This window comes from Mycobacterium sp. ST-F2 (assembly GCF_001905655.1).
Taxonomy (GTDB): domain Bacteria; phylum Actinomycetota; class Actinomycetes; order Mycobacteriales; family Mycobacteriaceae; genus Mycobacterium.
The window spans coordinates 1-18,043 of record NZ_JMHT01000006.1 but is presented as its reverse complement, the minus strand read 5'-3'; the positions used below and the strand labels follow the sequence as shown (position 1 = coordinate 18,043).

Below are 18,043 nucleotides of genomic sequence, written 5' to 3'. Positions count from 1 at the left end.
CTGCTTCACCGGTGCTAGCGTCCTGTCGTCGCAGTCAATATTGCGGGACGGGGCGGGGCACATGGGCGGTCGGCATCGCGAACTCGACGGACGCGGAACACGTTTGGCGTTATTGGGGGTAGCGGCCGCGACCGCGACGGCAGCCGTCGTCGTGGCGCCGTCTCCGACTCCGACCGCGCTGCTCGCGGCCAGCACCCGTGACATCAGCCTGACGGCGGCCACCACCCCCTATCAAGCGTTCCAGGACACCGTCGACGCAGTCCTGCCCGCACTGGTCAATCGGTTCGGCCGGCCACCGACGGTCACACTGCAGACGCTGCTGGCGCAGATCCCGGCGAGCCTGCTGGCGGACGTCCTCAACGCCAACGCGGGCAGTATCAACGTGCCGTCGCTGCTGAACATGTTGAGCCCCAACCTGGTCTCCGGGTTGACGTCGCAGGTGGGCGCCGGGACCACGTCGCAGCTGAGTTCGGCGGTCAGCGCCGCCGTCAGCACGGCCCTGACCACTGCGCTGTCCGGCCTGACGGGCGGCAGCTTCTTGAGCACGTTGCAGTCAGGCCTCGTGACCGCGTTGCTCGCGCCGCTGCAGTCGGTTCTGGGGACGCTGACCGTCGACGTGCCGGTCGTCGGGACGGTGGACCTGTCCACCCTGCTCACCCCGCTGGGCCTCAACATCGGTGGTTTGGCGAACTCGATCGCGAATGTTGTCGCGCAAGACCTGATCGGGAAGTTGACCACCAGCCTCACCGGTGCGCTGACCGGCAGCGGCGGATTGACTGGCGGAGCGCTGACCAATGGCCTGGACGGGTCGCTCACCACGGCCCTCGGCACCATCGTCACCGACAACCTCGGCAATCTGGTGAACCCGCTGCTGCAGGCGGCCGGCCTCCAGGACGCTTCCGGCAACATCGGCATCGGCAGCCTGCTGGACCTCGTCGGCCTGAACCTCGGCAGTCTCGAGGCCAGCCACGCCATCTCGGTGACGACCGCGGGCCCGGCATTCACGTTGGCGCGGCTCCTGGGCGTCGACCTCGGCTGGACGCCCGGCACCGAGACCGCCATCTCGAACTCGGTCAACAGCACGCCGTACCTCACCCTGGGTACCGACACCTTGAAGAGCGTGCTGACGACCAACCTGACTGCCGCCCTGGGCACCGGCGCGCTGACCGCCAGCCTCACGCCGATCCTGACGAACGCGCTCACGTCGACGCTGACCAGCGCGCTCACCAGCTCGCTGACGACCGCGCTGACCAGTGCGCTGACCACCACCGTGGATGGGACGTTCGGCAGCAGCAGCACGTTGACCACTGCGCTGACGACCGCCATCAACCAGCAGGTCGGGGGTCTGGGCCTGAGCATCCTCGGCATCGATGTCACCGGACTGGTGCTGACCAGCCTGACCAGTCAGGTCGGCGGCATCGTCACCGGCCTGACAGGCGGGACGAGCATCAGCACGCTGGTCAACAACACCGTGAGCAGCACGGTGACGAGCGTCGTCGGCGGCGTCGTCACCGGCGCCACCAGTGGGCTCTCCGGCACGGTATCCAGTGCGCTGACCGGCGTGCTGAGTAGTGCCGTCCTCGGCGTCGTCGACGCCATCCCGTCGGTCGACATCGGGTCGGTCCGCATCCCGATCGTGGTGGGCACCGGCCTGGGGGCGTTCTCGGCCGGAGCGGCCTATCGGGATGTGCTGGCCAAGCTGTCGTCGCAGCCGGGCGGGCTCGACTACACCGGTGCCACGTCCATCGCCGGGAGCCTGACGTTGTTGCCGGAGATCCTGCTCAACAACGCCGGCCGCGCGAATGGCGGTGTGCTGGCGCGGTTCTCGTCGATACTGCGGCTTTTCGGCGTCAATGCCGTCACCCCCGACGTGGCGATCACCAGCAGCGGCGGCACGGCGCTGGGGGATACCGGGCTGGCGCTGGGCGGCGCGAACCTCGTCCCGGTCAAGGTCGACGCCACCGTCGAGTACCAGCCGATGTCGGACTTCGCCGCCTGGGCCAACCCCGTGACGCTGCTGAACAACCTGGCCGCGGGCCTGATGCCGACGTACATGCTGCGCGGCATCGACGAAGCGACGGCCGCAGGTCAATTGGTCACGCAACTCGAGTCGATGGTCACCGATCTGAAGAACGGCGGCCAGGCGAATTCCAACATCTACCTGACGGCCGAGGCGAACCACCTGCCGCTGCTGGAGCCGGTGTACCTGGCCGGTGACGCGTTGAACATGGTGGGCCTGACGCCCGTCGGGAACTTCACCTACCGCCTGGGCAACGCGTTGTCGCCCGTCCTGACCAGCCTGGTGAACCTCGGTTACTCCGACGCGTACTGGGACCCGGCGACGGGTCAGTACCAGCGCACCTTCAGCACATCGGCGACGCCGGTGCAGTTCGGCACGCTGCCGCACATCGACTGGTCGAAGGTCGGACCGCACCTGATGACGTCCTTGGTCACCGGATTCCGGACCGCCTTCACCGGCCCGGTGTCGATGCCCAACGCCATATCGCAGGCGATCTCGCTGATCAGTCACGGCGGGAACCTGCTGAGCGTGGGTGCGGTGCCGACGTCGGCCGCAGCGAAAGCGCCCACCGCGTTGCCGACAGCGGCGATCGCACCAACCACCAGCAAGTCGAAGACGCCGGCGCCGGCGAAGCCCAAGCCCGCCGCCGACGGCGCGGACGCCGGGGCGACGGACACCGCCGGGCCGACGAAAGACAGTGCCGCGTCCGACGAGACCAAGCCGGCCGACACGGGCAAGGACAAGGGCACGGGCGAGCGCAAGGCGGGCAAGCCCAAGCGCACCAAGGCGCCGAAGCCGAAAGCCGATGCCGCGAGCGGTGATTCGTCCGCTGCGACGGCGACCGGTGACGGCGACGGCACCGGCCGGCACCGGGCCCCGTCGTCGACCGGCGGCAAGCACCGCGCGCCAGAATCGGGGAACGGCAAGCACGCCGCCTGAGCATTGCCAGGTCCGTCCCACTGAGTGGATGGCCTCGCATACGCTGTCGGCGTGGATATCAATGGAGCTAGCGCGGTCGTCACCGGCGGCGCGTCAGGAATCGGTGCGGCTGTTGCCCGTCAGTTGGCCGCCAAGGGTGCCCGGGTCGTCATTGCCGACCTCCAGGCCGAGAAGGGCGAGGCGCTCGCCAAGGAGATCGGTGGCGTCTTCGTCACCGTCGACGTCACCAACACCGAGCAGATCATCGACGCGGTCAAGACCGCCGCTGACCTCGGCCCGCTGCGCGCCCTGGTGAACTCGGCCGGTGTCGGCTGGGCCCAGCGCACCATCGGCAAGGACGGCGAGTTCGAATCGGCGCACAACCTGGACCTGTACAAGAAGGTCCTGGACATCAACCTGGTCGGCACCTTCGACTGCATCCGCATCGCTGCCACCCAGATGAGCAAGAACGACTTCACCGAAGCCGGTGAGCGCGGCGCCATCGTCAATATGACCAGCGTCGCGGCGTTCGACGGCCAGATCGGCCAGGCTGCGTACTCGTCGTCCAAGGGCGGCGTCGTGGGCCTGACCCTGCCGGTCGCGCGTGACCTGTCGGCCGTCGGCATCCGCGTCAACACCGTGGCCCCCGGCCTGATCGACACCCCGATCTACGGCGAGGGCGAAGCCTCCGAGGCCTTCAAGGCAAAGCTCGGCGAGTCCGTGCTGTTCCCGCACCGCCTGGGCAAGCCCGAGGAATTGGCTTCCATGGTCATCGAGCTGATCACCAACTCGTACATGAACGCCGAGGTCGTCCGTGTCGACGGCGGCATCCGGATGCCTCCGAAGTAGTTCTTCCCAGTCGCTTTCGAAAACCCTCAATCTCCAACGAGATTGGGGGTTTTCGGGCGTTTTGGGCGGGACGGGTCCGACGGTGGCGCGAGCCTGACCTGACGCCGGAAATCCGCGTCGAAATCGTCCTGTGGTCAGGCTCGGCGAATGCGGTAGGCCTCGCGAGCGTGCGCACCGATCGCCGAGCCGAGGGGCTCCGTGATCTGGCTGCACGTTCGCCACGGGAGTCCTGTGAAACGCTCGGTACGCTGGGATGGCATGACGCGCACGCGGTTCCGGCCGGTCGTATTTCTCGCCCTGTTGATCGCCTCGTTGTGGTTGGTGGCCGGCTGTAGCGGAGGCAACTCCACGCGGCATTCCGAGTCGGCCCCGGCAGCGCCGGCTCCGCTGAAGAGTGGGGCCGATTACAAAGGCGGCGCTCCGGAGGCGCCCCCGCCACCCGTCGAGCCGGCGCGGGACGTCGTCAAGACCGCGTCGCTGATCCTCGTCGCCGCCGATCCGGCGGGTGCGGCGGACAAGGCGACGACGATCGTCGACAAGGCCGGTGGGCGCGTCGACGAGCGCTCCGACGATGCCGGGTCGACGTCCGGCCGGGCCAGCGTCCACCTGGTGCTGAGAGTTCCCGCCAACGGCCTTGATGCCGCGCTGGCTTCGCTCAAGGGACTCGGCAGCGTCCAGACACTTGAGGTGAAGACCGACGACGTCACTGCACGCCGCGTCGACCTCGACGCCCGGATCACCGCGCTCAAGACATCAGTGGACCGGCTGCTGGCCATCATGCGCGACTCCAAGGATCCCGATGCGTTGATCAAGGCCGAGGACGCGCTGTCGTCGCGACAGGCCGAGCTGCAGAGCCTGCAGGCGCAGCGCGACACCCTCCGCGACCAGATCACCTACAGCTCCGTCGACGTCCAGATCACCGCGGAGCGTCCGGGCGGTCCGGCCCCGGAGCGGTACCACGGGTTCTTCGGCCAGGTCGAGCGCGGCTGGGATACGTTGTGGGCCTTCGGTTCGCACCTGGTCCTGGCGTTCGGTTTCCTGCTGCCGTGGCTGATTCCGCTGGCCGTCCTCGGCGGGGCGCTGTACGCATTCGTCAAGTGGACCGGCTCGCGTCACAAGCGCAGCGTGCCGGCAACTACGGCGCCGCAGGAACCCACCGCTGTGGATTCGCCGCAGTAGACACCTGCCGAGACGCGAAAGCCCCCAATTTCCAGTGAAATCGAGGGCTTCGCATCTCGCGAGGACCGTTACCAGTCGGACTCGTCGAAGGTGACGACGCCACGAATGTTGTTGCCGTCCAACATGTCCTGGTAGCCCTGGTTGATGTCCTCGAGCTTGTAGGTCCGGGTGATCATGTCGTCGATGTTCAGCAGCCCGGACTTGTACAGCGCGGCCAGGCGCGGGGTCTCGATGTGCGAGCTGCCGCCGCCGAAGATGTTGCCCTTCAACGTCTTCTGCAGCATGGTGAACAGGAAGAGGTTCAGCTTGACGTCGGCGTCCATCATCGAGCCCATGCCGGTGACGACGCAGGTGCCGGTCTTGGCGGTGAGGATCATGGCCTCTTCGATGTACTCGCCCTTCATCTCGCCGACGGCGATGATGACCTTGTCGGCCATCAGGCCCCAGGTCAGGTCGATCATCGGCGCGATGGCCTCGGCCATGGAGGCGTACACGTGCGTCGCGCCGAACTTGATGGCCTGTTCGCGCTTCCACGGGTTGGGGTCGATGGCGATGACGTGCTTGGCGCCCGAGATCACGGCGCCCTGCAGCGCGCTCATGCCGATGCCACCGACGCCGACGATGGCGACGGTCTCACCGGGCTGGACCTGCGCGACGTTGGTGGCCGAGCCGAAGCCGGTCGGGACGGCGCAGCCCATGATGGCGGCCGACTCGAACGGGATGTCGTTGTCGATCTTGACGACGGAGTCCTTGTGGACCGTCATGTACGGCGCGAAGGTGCCGAGCAGGTTCATGGCCGCGACCTCTTTGCCGCGGGCGTGGATGCGGTTGGTGCCGTCGGCAATCGACTTGCCACCCAGCAGGACGGCGCCGCGGTCGCACAGCGAGCGGAAGCCCTTCATGCACGGCGGGCAGGAGCCGCAGGCCGGGATGAACGCGAGGATGACGTGGTCGCCCTCTTCGATGCCGGTGACGTTCTTGCCGACCTTGGTGACGACGCCCGCGCCCTCGTGGCCGCCGAGGCACGGCAGCGGCATCGGGGTGGCGCCGGTGGTCAGGTGGTAGTCGGAGTGGCACATGCCCGCGGCATGCATCCGGATCTGTACTTCGTCGGCAACGGGGTCACCGAGGTCGATTTCCTCGACCTGGAACGGTGAGTTCACTTCCCACAGCAGAGCACCTTTGGTCTTCATGACGAAGATCATAGCCACAAATCGAGAACACGTTCCAGAATGATGCTATAGCAGGCCGTCTACCTGCATAAATATGATGTCAGAACATGTTGTTGTGAATTATCAAAAACTAGCAGCAGTAGTGCACAGGGCGCCGCCAACGGGCACGTCGAGGCCGGCCGGGCTCGCGGCCGGAACGGTGGCGGAGGGCCTCAGAGGTGGGCCGGCAGTCCGAACTTCTCGAACAGCGTCGGGTCCATGAACGCGACGACGTGCGAAATGCCGTCCGGCTTGATGTCCAGCACGTGGAGCTGGAATGCCTCGTGCCGACCGGTCTCCGGATTGCGCATGTACATGCCCGCCGCGGACTGGCCGTTGGCCGTAGTGACGACGAACCGCATGTCGCCCGGGTGCTCGGCGGGACATTTGAACTTGGACAGCTCGACGATGTCGCGCGGGCCTGAGTACCAGGTGTCGAACGGGGGCATCTCCCACACCGAGTCGGCGGTGAACAGCTCGACCAGGGCGTCCATGTCGTAGGACTCGAAGGCGTTGACGTACTTGGCGAGCAAGTCGCGCGCCTCATCGGACTCCGGCGCGACCAGGACGTCGTCCTCGCTGGGGCCGACGGCGTCGAGCTGGGCGCGCGCCCGTTGCAACAGGCTGTTGACGGCGGCGGTGGACGTCCCGACCGCCTCGCCGACTTCGGCGGCCTTCCACTGCAGGACGTCGCGCAGCACCAGCACCGCGCGCTGGCGCGGCGAAAGATGTTGCAGCGCAGCGATGAACGCGAGGCGGACCGACTCACGAGAGCCGACGATGGTCTGCGGGTCACCCGGTGCGTCGTGCACATCGGGCAGCGGCTCGAGCCAGGCGGTGTCGGTGCGTTCGGTGATCTCGGCCTGCGGGTCGGCCGAGGGCTGCCCGAGCCCGGACGGCAATGGTCGACGCTGACGGCCCTCCAGCGAGGTCAGGCAGGTGTTGGTGGCGATGCGGTACAGCCACGTCCGTACCGACGACTTGCCCTCGAAATTGTCGTAGGCCTTCCAGGCGCGCAGGTAGGTCTCCTGCACCAGGTCCTCGGCATCGTGCAGAGAACCGGTCATGCGATAACAGTGGGCCAGCAGCTCGCGCCGGTGCCGTTGGGCGTCGGCCAGGAACGCATCCCGTGACCGGGGCGACGTGTCTGCTGCGGTGGATTCACTGAGGACACTCACCTGACCCAGCGTACGCACGGGGTGTGACATCTGGCGGGGGTCGCGGCGGCGACGGACGCGCCCGGGCCGGACCCCGGATATTGTCTCTCCATGGCCACGACCCGCAGCGAACGTAGCTTCGACGGTATCGGCGGCACCAAGATCGTCTACGACGTCTGGGTGCCCGAGACCGACCCGACGGGCGTGGTGGTGCTGTCGCACGGTTTCGGTGAGCACGCGCGTCGTTACGACCATGTCGCGCAACGGTTCGGTGAGGCCGGTCTGATCACCTTCGCGCTCGACCACCGCGGCCATGGCCGCTCGGGCGGCAAGCGCGTGCTGGTCCGCGACATCTCCGAGTACACCGGCGACTTCCACCACCTGGTCGGCATCGCGACCGTCGAATACCCCGAGCTGAAGCGCGTCGTACTCGGCCACAGCATGGGCGGCGGCATCGTGTTCGCGTACGGCGTCGAGCACCCCGACGACTATCACCTCATGGTGCTGTCCGGTCCCGCGGTCGACGCCCGGTCCCAGGTCGGCCTGCCGTTGGCGCTGGCGGCGAAGCTGCTGGGCTCCATCCTGCCCGGGCTGCCCGCGCAGAGCCTGCCGTTCGACGCGGTGTCGCGTGATCCCGAGGTGGTCGCGGCCTACAACGCCGACCCGCTCGTGTACCACGGCAAGGTGCCCGCCGGCGTGGGCAAGGTGCTGATCGGGGTCGGCGAGACCATGCCGCAGCGCGCCGCCGCCCTCACCGCGCCGCTGCTGGTGGTGCACGGCGAGGAGGACAAGCTCGTCCCGGTGGCCGGCAGCCGCAAGCTGGTGGAGTGCGTCGGCTCGTCCGACGTGGCGCTGAAGGTGTACCCGGAGCTGTACCACGAGGTGTTCAACGAGCCCGAGAAGGCAGTGGTGCTCGACGACGTCGTGAGCTGGATCGAAGTGCGACTGTGACCGGGGTGGTCGCGTGAAATGGGCTGTGCGCCTGCTGGTTTGGCTGACGGCGCTGGCAGTTGCGGCGTGCAGTTCGAGCCCCGCAACCGACTGGGTCGACGAGGACGTCAGCTTCGTCGCCGACGGCCTGACCATCCACGGCAGCTACCGCCATGTGCCCGGCGCCGCCGCGGCGCCGACGGTGTTGCTGATCTCCGAGAGCGGCCAGACCGACCGCAACGGTGACAACGCCGTCGCCGGCAAGGTCGGCAACATGCGGCAGCTCGCCGAGTACCTGTCCGACAAGAAGGTCGACAGCCTGCGGTACGACAAGGTCGGCACCGGCAAGACCGGCGTCGGCCCGCACGCCCAGAACCTGCGCGACGTGGGCAGCGCGGTGTACACCGCCGGCGCGAAGGCGGCCGTGAAGTTCCTGTCCGAGCAGAAGGGCACCGACGACGCCCGAATCTCGGTGTACGGGTTGGGCGAGGGCACCGTCCACGCGCTGGCGCTCGCGACCGACACCAGTCCGGGTGCCCCGAAGATCCACTCGCTCGCGCTGCTGCAGCCACTGGCCGGCCGGTATCTGGACGTCATCACCAACCGGGTGCGGTCGTCGGTCGACGCCGACGTGAAGGCTGGGGCCAAGACCCAGGCGCAGGCCGATCAGGTGATGGCGGACTGGAACGCGGCCGTCGCGACGACGCGTGCCACCGGCACTCCACCGACCAAACTGCCCGAAGGGCTGGGCGCGATCCTCAACCCCGGCAACGCCAAGGCGGTGCTGGAGGCCGACGCCATCGACCCGCTGGCCCTGGCGGCGAAGGTCCCGGACGGCACCCCGGTGCTGCTGACCTGCTCCGACTCGGACGTGCAGGCGTTCTGTGAGGCCGAGCAGCCGTTGATCAAAGCGCTGGCGCACACCGCGCTGACCGTGGTTCCGCTGAAGGGCGTCAGCCATGTGCTGCGCGACGATCCCACCGACAACGTCGCCAACTACGCCAACAAGGCACCCCTGTCCCCGCAGCTGACCGGCGCGCTGGACGGATTTGTCGGACGGTAGTCGTACACTGCCGCCATGGGGGATAAAACTAGCGCAATGTATCTGAAAGTTCTTGTCGGACAAGGTGGTTGGCGCCATGAGTGACGACAGGATGTTGGCGCGCATCGCAGCGTTGCTGCGGCAGGCCGAGAACACCGACAACCCGCACGAGGCCGAGGCGTTCATGGCCGCCGCACAGCGGCTGGCCACCACCACCTCGATCGACCTGGCGGTGGCGCGGGCGCATTCGGCAACCCGGACGGCAGCGCAGGAGCCGGTGCAGCGCACCGTCACCATCGGCGAGGCCGGCACCCGCGGGCTGCGGACGTTCGTGCAGTTGTTCGTGCTGATCGCGCGGGCCAACGACGTCAAATGCGATATCGCGTCCAACTCGACGTTCGTCTACGCCTACGGCTTCACCGAGGACATCGACGCCACCCACGCGCTGTACGCCAGCGTGGTGGTGCAGATGGTGAAGTCGTCGGACGCCTACATCTCGACGGGCGCGCACCGGCCGACGCCGACCATCACCGCCCGGCTCAATTTCCAGCTGGCGTTCGGCGCGCGGGTGGGACAGCGGCTCGTCGATGCGCGGGAGGAGGCCCGGCAGGCGGCGACGGCCGAGCGGGCCGATCAGCCGGGGACCGCGGTTGCGTTGCGCAACAAGGATCTTGAGCTGGTGTCGTTCTACAAGAAGACGTCGCAGGCGCGGGGCAGTTGGCGGGCGACCAGTGCTTCGGCCGGCTACTCGTCGGCGGCGCGGCAGGCCGGGGACCGGGCCGGGCGCCGGGCACGGCTGGGGCCGAGTCCCGAGTTGTCCGGTGCGCGTACGGCCCTGGAGCGATGAGTCGCGACACCCAACGGTCTGCGGTCTACGCCGCTGAGCAGTTCGTGCGCACGTTGTTCGATCGCGCCGCCGAGCGCGGCAACCGGTCCGTCGAGTTCTTCGGGGCACAGTTGACGTTGCCGCCGGAGGCCCGCTTCGGGTCGGTCGACGCGGTGCGGCGCTACGTCGACCAGGTGCTGACCATGCCGGCGGTGACGGCGCGGTGGCCGGCGGCCGGTGCGGTGGCGGTCCGGGCGCGCCGGGGAGTGACGGCCGCGCACTACGAATTCGGTGAGGGCGGCGCCGTCATCGCGGTACCGGAACGTCAATCCACCTGGGCGCTAAGGGAATTGGTGGTGTTCTTTGGACACTTCGCGCCTGTTTATGTACTGAATGTTCTCACGATTGCCTCGCCACTGCCGCTGAATGGAGTGGCTGGCGCGTCACGGCTTTCGCCTGCGCGCGCAACCTCCTGTGCGATGGCTGGGAACCGAGAAGAGGCTTCACGGCGAATCCAGCTTGTGCGGGGGATCCGTAACCCGAACAGCGGGCTTACGAAGATTTTCCTCGGCGGTTCTGATCCAGCGATGCCACGTTCGACGCGCCCTCGCATAGTTCGGCGTCCAGCGCCTCGGCGGCAGTGCGATAGTTCGGCATGGTGGCGCGGAGATGGAGCAGGTAAGCACGAACGGCCTCGTCGATGAATGCTTGGGTGCTTTTCGCGCCTGTGAATCCGCGTGCCACGTCGATCTCCCGTCGGAGCGCCTCGGTTGCGCGATACCCAGTCGCTTCGGCGCGTTCGGCTCTTGGTGGCCGGCCCCGGCGCGCCGATGCGCCGGCTTGCTGCCCGGCCACGCCAACCTCCCGACTCCCGTGTGGTGCCTTAGGCTCATTTTATGAAACAATGTACCGGAAAGTGTAGTGCGGTGGATTCCGGAGTGATGCGCTGCGCACTTGCGGCATCCTCAACTAGGTGCGGGTGATTTCGGTATGACTAGTCAAGTGGGACTTTTCGACAGCGATTTGTCCCTTGTGCGAGCCACGCCGCGGCACCGCTCGGTTGCAACCGTTTCGGTTGGCGGCCGGGTCCTGCCGGTCTCGCCAGTGTTCGACACGTATTGGACCTTCGCCGCCAAGCGTCAGGCTCTGTATGAAGCGCGCTGCAGCGGGACGCCGGGACCGTGGACCGATGACCCCATATTGCGGGTGTTCCGATTCACCAACTGCTATCGCGCTACCGATCGGGTCAGTCAGTATCTGCTGAATCGCGTCGCGTACGCCGGGCGGCAAGACGATCGCAATCTAGTCTTCCGCACTTTGCTATTCAAGATGTTCAATAAGATCTCAACCTGGCAACTACTTCAGGACGCACTGGGCGAAATCTGTTGGGAGACATTTGATGTCGCGACCTACGACGAAGTGTTGGGCGCGGCATTCGGTGGAGGTCAGCGTTTGTACTCCGCTGCCTACGTCGTGCCCCCGCCGGCGATGGGCGCTGAACGTAAGCACACCAATCACCTACTGCTGCTGCGTCACATGATCGACGACGGCGTGCATAAGAGGTTGGGTGACGCCTCATCGATGGATGAGGCCTTCGAAGTGTTACGCGGTTACCCCGCGATCGGCGACTTCTTGGCTTATCAGTTCCTGATTGACATCAACTACTCAAGCGCCCTTGATTTCAGCGAGAACGACTTCGTCATGCCGGGCCCCGGCGCTCGGGACGGCATCCGAAAGTGTTTTGGTCCCGCCTCCAACGGTATCGAATCCGAGATTATTCGGTACATGGTCGACAGTCAGGACGAGCACTTCGCGCGGCTCGGTCTGCAATTCAACGGATTGCGGGGCCGCCCACTACAGCTCATCGATTGCCAGAATCTATTCTGCGAGGTCGACAAGTACGCACGTGTTGCACATCCGGAGGTGGCGGGGATCTCCGGGCGTAGCCGCATCAAGCAGCGATATACATGCCTTCCGCAACCGTTGTCGGCGTGGTTTCCTCCGAAGTGGGGGATCAACGGCGGGCTACCCGGCACTACGCGAGTCGTCGCCGAAACTCTCGACGTCTCAGCCGTTTAGCGCGTAGGGAACGGCTGACAGGTCAGCGTGCGTGCGTCCATGTCGGCGGTCACGATGCCTTCTCGGGTGGCGACGAGGTAGTTGAATGCCTGGTAGCCGGTAAGTATGGCGCGTTGCCAATCTCCGGCGCTGCGGTCGGCAACTTCCAGGTGCGAGGTCATTGCACGGCACGACTTGATTAGGGCCCCGGGCACGCGGTCGGCGGTAGCGAAGTATGAGTGACTTCGGGCCTCGGCGAAGACCGCCGCGGTCAGGCCCTCCTCGATGGCGATCGCGCGGCCCCCGTCTTCGACGCGGTCGGCGCGGCCGTTGCGGCGCTTGCGCTTCGGACGCAGTGTCGCGCGCATGACCGGTGACCATCCCAGGACCGCCATGTGTGCTAAGTGCAGAACATCGTGGTAACGGTAGTCATCCTCCACGTCGCTGTTGTCGTCGAGTGGGTCGCCGATCGCCACGCCCGTTCCGAGCACTTCGACGTGAACTCCCGGTGCCTGCTGGTTTCCGCGGACGACCTCTGTCTCGCGGAATGACACCGCCAGTTTGCGGGGCAGCTGTTCGGGCTCGGGGCGGTCGTCGTCGTAGCGGTGCTGCAGTGTGTCACCCCCGCCGAACAGATCGGAGACCTTGTCGAGGTTGGCCTGGGCGAGGTCGGACAGTTGGAGACCGGCTCTTTCGGCGAGAATTGCCATGTACCACAACGCGTCACCGAGTTCTTCGCGTACCTGATCGGTGAACGCGTGATATCCGGTGCTGTCGCGACGACGCTTCTTCCACTCCGAGGCCAGCGCCCCGACCTCGCCGACGAGCCCTAGCAGTGGTAGCACCAGTCGGTCGTCGTCGGCGGCGGGAAGTTTGTCGGTCAGCGTCGCGAGGTGTTGATACTCGTCGAAAGTCAGCGATCGATCAGACATGCACACTCTCCAGGATGGCGAGCTGAACACAGTAGTTTTGCAGGTAATCCACGGGCAGTAGGCAGTATCCGCCCGCACCCCAATACTCGCCCCAAGAATTGCGGACCAGAAGGACGCGGCCGTGAACGGGATCGGTCCAAGCCCCGACGATTAGGACCGCGTGATAGCCGCCGGAGGCAGTGCGGATCGGGGGTACCGGCACGAAACCCTCTGGTGGTAGCGGCTGCATGAACGCCGCGGTCACTTCGATGATCGCGATCAGGGGGTGCCCTGCGGCCAGCGCGTCTTCCACTTCGTCTTCCACGCCGTCGTGGGCGGGTTCAAATATGTTGAGCGAAGCCAGGTTCCAAGGGGGCGCGCCAGCTGCTGACGGGGGATCCTCAGTGAGAAAGCCCAGCGTTTCGTTGTAGGGCCACAGGGTCGCCAGGCAGTGACCGACGCGGGCAACGCTGTCGGCCGCATCGCTGAGCAGAGCGCCATCGGGCCCCGCGCGGCCTGCACTGTGCAAGTCCCACCACACAGGTTCGACAGCGGCATGAAAACCACCTGTTTGGTACTCGGCTTCGTGCGCAGCGGCCAAGGCGCACGGTAGGCAGGTCGGACGCGGCCCCTGGCTCATCACCGCACTGCTTACTCGGTTCGAGAGGTCTACCGCCGGGCGCTGGAGGGAGTCGGCGCGGCGGCGGGCGAGGCGCTTGCGGCTAGTGGTCACGGCATGACCTCAAAGACGGCATCGTCGGCGGGATCGCCGGGCAGGCGGGTGTCGAGGTCGGTGGACAGCCGCCGCAACCGATACGCGTGATTGGGTGTGGGTTCGACGTCAACCCGTAGCTGATAACGCGCAGCCGATGGCGCGTCCGGATCGTAGGCGTGGGTGTAATACAGGTCCAAGCTCCACTGGCCCGGCTCGGCACAATGTACGGCTACTGTGCGCTGACCAGTTTGGCCGACGAGCACTGCTGTTGGCTCTGCGGTGGATATCGAGGCTTCTGCGCGCTCGGCGAGATCCCGCCGCCGGCGTTCCAGTTCTCGGCCCGTTCGTCCGTCGCCCCGAACGCGGAAATCGTCACCGACGATCCTCAGCGGGGCGTCTATGTCGAGGTACGGCTCGGGATGGGCGTCGTTGTCGGAAGCAACCGCCGCCAGGGCCTCGTCAAGGCGGGACACTGACTCGGCACTCCGGTCGTGATGATCCCCGTTCTCGCGGCGCGGAGCGGCGGGCCGGGGCCGGCGCACGCTCCTTCGGCGCGTGTGCAGCGCCGCTTCGTCGAGCCACCGCCAGCCGGTGGTGCGATTCTCAGGCAACACGATTAGGACGTCGTCACCTTCGCGTACAGGCACTGTGACGCGGTCTAACGTTTGGTCAACGCTCCACAGCTCTGCGTAACCGTCGACTGGGCGGTGCCCGTCGAAGGCGCCTCTGAGGGCGTTGAGCCGGCCTACCCGATGCAGAGCTGCTGCGTCAGTGCGGCTGATCAGCCCCATGGTGGTCAGCCTGTGGATGGCGGCCTCGTAACTCACGCCCGCATCACGACTGATCAGGTAAACCTGTTCGGGGCGGACGCTTCCGCGCTTTACGCCATGCCGGGCGACCGCGGCTTCCATCAACGGCGGGGGCATCAAGAAATAGGCGGCGAACAGCTGGGCCTGCCGTTCCCATTCGGTGGTGGGGTTGCCGAGTACTTCGCCGGCACTGTCGAGGCGCAGTTGATTACTGTGCAGAATCCAATGCCCGATCTCGTGCGCAGCGGTGTAGCGCTGAACCCCGACGGGGCGCTCTGAGGTGATCAAGACTCCGCCGTGACCGGCGGGCAGGACGGCGCCCAACAGGTTGTCGAGTTTGGCGATGACGAGGTCCAGACCGAGGCTGTCGATCGCGCCGAACGGATCGACGGCGCGTTCCTGATCGATATTGAGTGCGGTCAGCGTGTCGGCTGCCGCAACGAGTGCGTCGATGCGCTTGGGGCGGGTCATTCGGGGTCTCCGGCGCCCGGTGGACGGGGGCGTGGCCGTGGGCTCTTACCGTCACCCTGTTGCGCGGGTTGAGCTGCGAGGAACTGCGCGAAGCGCAGTACCTGTTCTTTGTCATGTTGGCTGAGTTCGGCAGTTGCTCGCTGCAGTACCGCATCGGTGGCGGCGGGCTCGGCGTCATCCCCTAGTAGCCAGCCCACGCTGCGTTGGTAGAGCCGCGCCAGCCGGCGCAGCTCCAGACCGGACACCTTCCGGGTGCCCTTCTCCAGCGCTGCCACCGCGGGGCGACTGACTCCCAGGGCCGAGGCGGTATCGGCCTGGGTGAGACCGACCGCCAAGCGCGCCTCCCGCAGACGCGCACCGACAACTTGGTGTTCGGCCAATGGGTCCGGCGGCGTAGTCACTGCACGGCTCCGATACCGGTCGCGATTGGGGAGGCTAAAGATCCATTTAATAGCTGGGACTCGCCGTGGACCCCAGCATGAGGGTCGCGGGCGGTCGCGGCAAGGTGGGCTCGCGCACGGCCGAGCAGTGTGGTGATCGCCGACTTGGTGAACAGTTCACGTTGGTCATCGGCCACGGTGGCATGCACCATCAATTCTCCCACCGGGTAGCCGGTCTGCTGCGCCAGAAAGTGATGCAGTCGGCTTAAGCCGATGAGATTGCCCAGGGCCTTGGTGATGAGATGCCAGTTTCGGTAGACGGCGAGCAGGCTCAACTGGTTCTGCACGACGCTGATGTCCAGGTGCACCAAACACGGGAACCCAATGGGCCGTTCGTCGTGAGCGTCGTACTCGCGCAGGCCGATGCCGTCTTGGACGTCGATGGGATCGTCGGTCGTGAGGTCGGCGGCGTTGGTTGATGACCACCCGAGGTCGCGCCGGCCGCGTAATTGCCGAACCCGCGCCGCGAGCTGGTTGTAGCCATCGCCATCCTTGCCAGGCCAGGACACCAGGCGCCCGAAGTACGTGCCGCGTTCGTTGCCGTCGAAGGTTTGCAGCCACGGCAGCATCGTCCGGTATCGGCTGTAGAGGTCGGCCGCCGCCGAGTCGAGGACGGCCAGCTGTTCAGCTGGCATCTCCGGCTCATAGTTGAACCCGGGATCGGCGTAGCTGCTCGACGGAAATACGGTGGACGCCACCCGATGGACGGGATGCTTTCCCTTAGCGGCCAACAATGCGTCGTTGAGAGCGACTACCTCCGGGTCGGCGGGGCCGGGGGTACTGATGGGAACGACGGCGTGCAACAACTGCCCGCGCGGCGCTGTTATGGCGGCATCGAGAACTGCGATCCATGCCTGCGCTGGCGATGCACACTCCGGAAGTGCTCTCATGCGGGCACCCGCTCGTGCCGCAACCGGCATACCAAATGCGCCACAGTTGCGGTACTGGCGAAATCATTGGGCTGGCAATTTCCACGCGGCGCGCGCATCTGGGCGGGGCCCAGTTTGTCGGCGATGATTTTGCACACGAAGACCGCCGTCATCGAGTCCAGCGCGATCTCGAGGTGCTCGGTGTAGTCCTGTCCGTCCAAGATCTCGGTGACAGGGCGCCGCAAACTCGCCGCCACCAGTTCGAGGACATGGCGCGCGACCTCCGCCTCGCTCCCTTCCGCCAATACTGCGACGTCCATGACCGCCAACGCGGCGTCGGTGGCACCGGCAGTGTCGCCTATAGCCGCCGGCTGCGGAGGCAAGGCCGACGGCACGCTCGCCGACGGTCCGAACAGATTGAAGAGGTCCTTCGAGATCGGGCCCCGGGTGTCATCCTGCATACGGCCAGTGTCAGCTTTTCTGACATTGATGTCAAGTATGACGACGCTTGTCGGCCTTCCGTGCCGAGGGCGGCGGGTATCAACGCCCCGAGCACTACTCCACGTGGCGAAGATTCGATCAGGACTCGGACTGCTCGATCTGCTCCACTGCGATGAACGCGGCCAGATCGGTCACGTCCCGATGTTGGTCAAAGCCGCGCAGCAGCGCGATGTACCGCGGCTTATCGAGATCCCAGTCGTATTGCTGCTCGGCGGGTGCCTGGGCGGCGGCGAACACGAGGTCGGCGAGAAGCCTTGTCGTGCGCCCGTTTCCGTCCACAAACGGATGAATGCGGACCGTCTCGGCATGGACGACGATCCCCAGCTGCCGCGCCGTCCAGTCGTTCGTGTGCGCCCACCGCCAGGCGATCGTCCCGAGCGAGTTGCGCAGCTCCACCGCAATCTGCTCGGGCGCGACGCCAATGTTGCCTTCGAGCTGCCGCAGTCGGCCGGCCCACTCCCAGATCGGCTTGAACAACCGCGTGTGCAGATCGCGCACGAAGTGATCACTGAGAAGATCGTCGAGCGGTAACGACCCGTCGAGCGCCGCCGGCATCAACTCCTCGACCACCTGGTCCTGCATGCCCTGCTCGACGTCGTAAACATCCGCGCGTGTGATCGGCTTGTCCAGAATCTCGATGACCTCAGGAAGCAGAGCGTCGAGTTCGTCGTGCGGTAGCGGGGTTTCGCCGTATCCGGGCGTCAGCGGCATCAGCGCTTGGGTGGCTGCTGCTTCGCGAGGTAGGCCGTCACTGCGGCAGATCGGCGGTGGCCGGCCGGCACGACACGCCCCTCCAACTTTGCCGACGCCTTCGTGGCCCGCATCCCGGCCTTCTTGACCGCAGCCCTCGACACCACCACCTTCTTCGGTGTCTTGCGCTCCATCGCGGCACCTCCTACGGGCTCGACCTGGCGTTGATCGTACCGGGCCAGCACTGGCGATGACCACGGCATTTAGCCGGGCGGAAGTTGTCACCGGTCGAACGCGGGGCATCAGCAACCGCGCCACGGGCCTCGTCGACGCGCACCAGGTGGCAAGGTATTACTTGTAGTGCAGTCGCCAGGCTGGTCGGGGATCGTCCACTGGGCGGAGGAATTGTCAATACCTGTGGATCGGCTTGTTTCAGGCGACCTCCGT

At 66.3% G+C, this 18,043-nt stretch carries 18 protein-coding genes and 1 pseudogene; 8 read left to right on the top strand and 11 right to left on the bottom strand.

Annotated elements, in window-relative coordinates; translation table 11 throughout:
* Positions 1 to 61: 61 nt before the first annotated feature.
* The 3 genes from EB75_RS02945 (at position 62) to EB75_RS02935 (ending at position 4,966) form a co-directional block, all read left to right on the top strand.
* Positions 62 to 2,959: a hypothetical protein gene (locus EB75_RS02945; protein ID WP_142239393.1), complete on the top strand. Its 2,898-nt coding sequence runs from the start codon at positions 62 to 64 to the stop codon at positions 2,957 to 2,959.
* Positions 2,960 to 3,010: 51 nt separating this feature from the next.
* Complete coding sequence (locus EB75_RS02940) at positions 3,011 to 3,787, top strand: SDR family NAD(P)-dependent oxidoreductase (RefSeq protein ID WP_064978891.1); 777 nt, start codon at positions 3,011 to 3,013, stop codon at positions 3,785 to 3,787.
* Positions 3,788 to 4,045: 258 nt separating this feature from the next.
* Positions 4,046 to 4,966, top strand: coding sequence for a DUF4349 domain-containing protein (locus EB75_RS02935; protein WP_083611921.1), 921 nt, complete (start codon positions 4,046 to 4,048; stop codon positions 4,964 to 4,966).
* 68 nt (positions 4,967 to 5,034) lie between these two features.
* On the opposite strand, the gene EB75_RS02930 is transcribed toward EB75_RS02935, so the two are convergent.
* Positions 5,035 to 6,159, bottom strand: a complete 1,125-nt coding sequence (locus EB75_RS02930; RefSeq protein WP_073694104.1) for an NDMA-dependent alcohol dehydrogenase — start codon at positions 6,157 to 6,159, stop codon at positions 5,035 to 5,037.
* Positions 6,160 to 6,350: 191 nt separating this feature from the next.
* The gene (locus EB75_RS02925; RefSeq protein WP_073693996.1) at positions 6,351 to 7,385 is read right to left on the bottom strand and encodes a sigma-70 family RNA polymerase sigma factor; all 1,035 of its coding nucleotides are present in this window, start codon (positions 7,383 to 7,385) and stop codon (positions 6,351 to 6,353) included.
* Between the two features lie 60 nt (positions 7,386 to 7,445).
* Here EB75_RS02925 and EB75_RS02920 point away from each other — a divergent pair, with 60 nt between their 5' ends.
* The 4 genes and pseudogenes from EB75_RS02920 to EB75_RS02905 form a co-directional block, all read left to right on the top strand.
* Positions 7,446 to 8,285: an alpha/beta hydrolase gene (locus EB75_RS02920; protein ID WP_073693995.1), complete on the top strand. Its 840-nt coding sequence runs from the start codon at positions 7,446 to 7,448 to the stop codon at positions 8,283 to 8,285.
* Positions 8,286 to 8,298: 13 nt separating this feature from the next.
* Complete coding sequence (locus EB75_RS02915; RefSeq protein ID WP_073693994.1) at positions 8,299 to 9,327, top strand: alpha/beta hydrolase family protein; 1,029 nt, start codon at positions 8,299 to 8,301, stop codon at positions 9,325 to 9,327.
* A 76-nt stretch (positions 9,328 to 9,403) separates the two neighbouring features.
* Positions 9,404 to 10,153 (top strand): DUF2786 domain-containing protein, encoded by a 750-nt coding sequence (locus tag EB75_RS02910; protein WP_073693993.1) that lies wholly within the window; start codon positions 9,404 to 9,406, stop codon positions 10,151 to 10,153.
* A pseudogene (locus tag EB75_RS02905) lies at positions 10,150 to 10,491 on the top strand (TIGR04338 family metallohydrolase); the annotation flags it as partial. The gene EB75_RS02910 and the pseudogene EB75_RS02905, both read left to right, overlap by 4 nt.
* Before the next feature lie 193 nt (positions 10,492 to 10,684).
* On the opposite strand, the gene EB75_RS29175 reads toward EB75_RS02905, so the two are convergent.
* Positions 10,685 to 10,987, bottom strand: coding sequence for a hypothetical protein (locus tag EB75_RS29175; protein WP_168175968.1), 303 nt, complete (start codon positions 10,985 to 10,987; stop codon positions 10,685 to 10,687).
* A 147-nt stretch (positions 10,988 to 11,134) separates the two neighbouring features.
* Between EB75_RS29175 and EB75_RS02900 the strand changes: the two genes are divergently transcribed.
* Entirely contained in the window at positions 11,135 to 12,211 is a 1,077-nt protein-coding gene (locus EB75_RS02900) for a nucleotide kinase domain-containing protein (RefSeq protein WP_286150060.1), read from the top strand.
* On the opposite strand, the gene EB75_RS02895 is transcribed toward EB75_RS02900, so the two are convergent.
* From EB75_RS02895 to EB75_RS29170, 8 genes are all read right to left on the bottom strand, one after another.
* Positions 12,208 to 13,122 (bottom strand): nucleoside triphosphate pyrophosphohydrolase family protein, encoded by a 915-nt coding sequence (locus EB75_RS02895; RefSeq protein ID WP_083611919.1) that lies wholly within the window; start codon positions 13,120 to 13,122, stop codon positions 12,208 to 12,210. The genes EB75_RS02900 and EB75_RS02895 overlap by 4 nt on opposite strands.
* Positions 13,115 to 13,741 carry a C1 family peptidase gene (locus EB75_RS02890; RefSeq protein ID WP_142239392.1) on the bottom strand — a complete coding sequence of 209 codons (627 nt, stop codon included), beginning with the start codon at positions 13,739 to 13,741 and terminating at the stop codon, positions 13,115 to 13,117. Before EB75_RS02890 ends, EB75_RS02895 begins: the two co-directional genes overlap by 8 nt.
* Before the next feature lie 89 nt (positions 13,742 to 13,830).
* The gene (locus tag EB75_RS02885; protein ID WP_073693990.1) at positions 13,831 to 15,096 is read right to left on the bottom strand and encodes an ImmA/IrrE family metallo-endopeptidase; all 1,266 of its coding nucleotides are present in this window, start codon (positions 15,094 to 15,096) and stop codon (positions 13,831 to 13,833) included.
* On the bottom strand, positions 15,093 to 15,497 hold the full coding sequence (locus tag EB75_RS02880; RefSeq protein ID WP_073693989.1) for a helix-turn-helix domain-containing protein: 405 nt from the start codon (positions 15,495 to 15,497) through the stop codon (positions 15,093 to 15,095). The genes EB75_RS02885 and EB75_RS02880 overlap by 4 nt, the downstream gene beginning before the upstream one ends.
* On the bottom strand, positions 15,494 to 16,456 hold the full coding sequence (locus tag EB75_RS02875; protein WP_142239391.1) for a thymidylate synthase family protein: 963 nt from the start codon (positions 16,454 to 16,456) through the stop codon (positions 15,494 to 15,496). Before EB75_RS02875 ends, EB75_RS02880 begins: the two co-directional genes overlap by 4 nt.
* Entirely contained in the window at positions 16,423 to 16,866 is a 444-nt protein-coding gene (locus EB75_RS02870) for a hypothetical protein (RefSeq protein WP_073693987.1), read from the bottom strand. The genes EB75_RS02875 and EB75_RS02870 overlap by 34 nt, the downstream gene beginning before the upstream one ends.
* A 118-nt stretch (positions 16,867 to 16,984) precedes the next feature.
* Complete coding sequence (locus tag EB75_RS02865) at positions 16,985 to 17,617, bottom strand: Fic family protein (protein WP_073693986.1); 633 nt, start codon at positions 17,615 to 17,617, stop codon at positions 16,985 to 16,987.
* Positions 17,617 to 17,790: a hypothetical protein gene (locus EB75_RS29170; protein WP_168175969.1), complete on the bottom strand. Its 174-nt coding sequence runs from the start codon at positions 17,788 to 17,790 to the stop codon at positions 17,617 to 17,619. The genes EB75_RS02865 and EB75_RS29170 overlap by 1 nt, the downstream gene beginning before the upstream one ends.
* Positions 17,791 to 18,043 lie beyond the last annotated feature (253 nt).